This is a genomic window from Kitasatospora sp. NPDC043950 (assembly GCF_056435345.1).
Map to the genome: position 1 here is coordinate 1 of NZ_JBWKER010000128.1, position 3,153 is coordinate 3,153.

Here is a 3,153-nt window from a genome sequence, read left to right on the forward strand (position 1 = left end):
AAGCCGCCTGCCGCATCATCATCCTCGAAGACCAACTCGAAGAAGCCCTGCGCCTCAACGAACAACTCCGCCGCACCCAACACCGCCAGGAGCCCGCAACCGACACCTGACCGGCCTCCGGCAACCCGGCCCACAGCTCCGCCCAACCGTACGGCCCACGCACAGGGCCGTACGGGGGCGGACGACCTCACCCTGCACGCTCTGGTCGCCCCGGAGATGGGCGACACCACTACGGCGCGCCTCACGCGAGAGCGGCGAACGAGACCGCGCCGGCCTTCATCCAGGGCCCGCACCGACGCGTGGTGCGTTAACGCCAGCCCTTTGAGGTGAGCGCGGCGAGGACGGCGGCCTGGGCGGCGGCCAACTGCTGCCACGCGGTGTCGAGTTCGCCAGTAACGTCCGCATCGTCCGGCTCGTCCGTGGTGGTGTCGGTGGGGCGCTTCATCGGCTGCGGCGCGCAGGTACGAGGGTGCCGGTGTCCAGGTGGGGGGGTGGTGTCGTCGCTGGGCGCGGCCTCGTCCGGTCCCAGGGTGGTCTGGAGCTGGGCGAGTTGACGTTCGACGCCGGTCAAGCTGGCCGCGCGATCCACGGTGACGACGCCGTCCACGACGCGGCGCAGCGGGTCGGCGAGCAGCCCAGCGCGGCGTTCGGCCAGGACTTCGGTCGCGACGGCGCGGGCAGCGCCGAGACGGTTGTACCGGTTGGTGAGGTCGTCGGCGGGGGTGGCGGTGCCGAGTGGTGCCGAGTTGGGATTGTAGCCAGGCGAGGACGGGCGGTTCCATGCGCTTCCGCTCGTACTTCAGCCTCGCGGCCTCAGCCTCAGCCGCGCGGGACCGCATCCTGCCCACAGGCTCACCAGCCTTGCGCCCGGCGCGGCGGACCGCTGCCTCGTACGCCGGGCCGAGATCCGCTCGATCGGCGCCCCGGGGCCTACCCGAGGCCGCGAGAGGCACCACTGGGGTGGCAGGCATCTCGGGCCCGCCACCCCTGAAGCCGTACTGCTACGAACGCTGTCAGCCGACTCGCCATTTCTGGCCGGCGTTGTTGGAGTTGCAGGCCCACACGCCCAGCCCGTCGCCCTCCCGGTCAGCGGTGAGGCAGCCACCTGCCGCGTTCACGAGCTGGTTCCAGCCGTCGCCCACACCCTGGAACGACCAGAGCTGGTTGTTGTTGCCGTCCTGGGCGTGGGCGAGATGGGTCCGGTGCGTATCCGGGTTGTGGTCGATGACCATGCCGCCACCGTAGGCCGTCTCGATCTGCCACATCCCGTTGCCCTTGTCCCAGAAGACCCATTCGTTGTTGGGATTCTCCGCTTCGCCCCGGGCGGCCTGGACCTCGGGACCCGGGGCGGTGCTGCCGCCTTCGAGATCGGCTTCGAATCCGTTGTTCGCCGACATGAGTTCCTCATGGACGCCGCTGGACGGCAACTCGCTGCCGGAATCCCGGACCGAGGGCGAGAATTGGACTGCGGCCTCCCCGCCGGACGTCTGGTACTCAATGGGTGCCTCGAGCAGGCCCGACGCGTCCGCGATGTCGACGAACTTCAGGACGCTCCCGCAGAACCGGCCGCCCCCTTCGGGGCAGGAGACCGGCTGGTCACCTGCCGAAATGATCCCGACCGCCGTGACGCCCTCAGGCGCGGGGACGAACACCGGCCCGCCGCTGTCTCCCCTTCCGGCCGCCGGGCCGTTCGACTGCTGCTTGGCGCTCCACGCAGGCCCGAACAGCTTGCTGTTGCCATTGCCGTCCTGGGCCTCGTACTGGAGAACCTTGCGCTTGACCTGGATCCCCCCAGCTCGCCGGAACTGGCCCCGGAGGTGATCACGATGTTGCCCACCACCGGACTGTCGGCGCCAACCACCGCGGACTTCGTCTGTCCTTGGGAGCCGCTACTGTTTGTACTGGCGCCCCGCCACACAGTCGGCTTGAAGAAGTCGGTGTTGCCGGCCTTCACGAGCGCCACGTCCACCGTGGTGTTCCGGTGGCTGACCTCAGCCGAGTCCAGGTTCGCGAACCACCCGCCCCGACCGTCGTATACGTCTTTCCTGTTCTCATCGGGGAAGCAGTGGCGCGCTGTGAACGCCCTCCCGTTGGTAGCCGTACGCTGGTCGTCCACGTGGCGCCGACGGGGCGGACCCCACCATCCGGTGCGGGAGCACGAACAGCGGGCCGTCCCGTCGCTGTCTGTCGTCAAGTCACCCGTTCATCAGCCTGGTACGGCGATCGAACGGACGGAGCCTGCGGGCCTGGCTGATGCGGCACCGTCGTGGAAGGTGCCAGCCGTGCTTCACGTGGTGCGGATCGCTGCGCCGGAAGCCCTGGTCGGCACCCGGTCGTACGCGGCGGTCGGACAGTTGTGCCGCGTTCGCACCCCAGGTCGGCGAGCCGCTCGGACTCCCTACCGGCCGTCGCACACCCCGCCTGACGCCGGCTCGACGCGCTCGGTGGCCGGCCTCGGCTGACGCCGGTCCACGTGGGCGTTGATCGTTTGTTTACCGCCTTCGCGCATGATCCTTCCTGCACAGGGCGCCCCACGCGTTCACGGGCGCGAACAGACGAGAGAGGCACACGGGGAAATGAAGACAACGAAGACGCTGCGGCACATGGCCCTCGGGATGGCGGCCGGCATGCTGGCACTGGTCGGGACGGTGGCGTCGGCAGGGACCGCGCAAGCCTACGACCTGCCGACCGCGGACATGGACGAGCCCGGCATCCTCTACCGCGGCGGCCACATCGAAGCGGGAGACACCCAGCTGATCCTGCAGAACGACGGCAACCTCGTCCTCTACCGGGCCTACCAGGAGGCAAGTCTCGTCCACCCCGTGTGGCAGGCCAACACCTGGGGCTGCGGCTACAAGGCGATCATGCAAGGCGACGGGAACTTCGTCGTCTACGACGCCAACAGCCGCCTCTGCTGGTCCGCCAACACCTTCAAGTCCAGCTCCTTGCAGAAGGCCAGCCTTCAGGTCTCCGCCCTCGGCGGCCTCAAGGTCGTCTTCGTCAACCCCAGCGGCGGGCGGAGCATCAGCTGGGCGACGATCCGCAGCTCGGACCTGTACTAGGCAGTGTCGTCAAAGGTCAGGCCCACATGAGGAGTGAGGCGAGGGTGGCGGCGGCTTGGTAGGACACGGCGGTCTTGTCGAACCTGGTGGC

Annotated in this window: 3 protein-coding genes and 1 pseudogene; 2 read left to right on the forward strand and 2 right to left on the reverse strand. The window is 69.0% G+C overall.

The window, feature by feature from the left end:
* A pseudogene (locus AC07BF_RS37690) lies at positions 1–110 on the forward strand (MerR family transcriptional regulator); the annotation flags it as partial.
* A gap of 197 nt (positions 111–307) precedes the next feature.
* Here the strand turns inward: AC07BF_RS37690 and AC07BF_RS37695 are convergent.
* A complete protein-coding gene (locus AC07BF_RS37695) occupies positions 308–571 on the reverse strand; it encodes a hypothetical protein (protein ID WP_363589626.1) in 264 nt (87 codons plus the stop codon).
* Positions 572–1,013: 442 nt separating this feature from the next.
* Complete coding sequence (locus AC07BF_RS37700) at positions 1,014–1,652, reverse strand: RICIN domain-containing protein (protein WP_400812588.1); 639 nt, start codon at positions 1,650–1,652, stop codon at positions 1,014–1,016.
* Between the two features lie 924 nt (positions 1,653–2,576).
* On the opposite strand from AC07BF_RS37700, the gene AC07BF_RS37705 reads away from it, so the two are divergent.
* Entirely contained in the window at positions 2,577–3,062 is a 486-nt protein-coding gene (locus AC07BF_RS37705; RefSeq protein ID WP_400812590.1) for a hypothetical protein, read from the forward strand.
* The last annotated feature ends 91 nt before the right edge of the window (positions 3,063–3,153 follow it).

Coding starts and splice junctions, on each gene's coding strand:
- AC07BF_RS37705 (WP_400812590.1), top strand. CDS start 2,577: ATGAAGACAACGAAGACGCTGCGGCACATGGCCCTCGGGATGGCGGCC.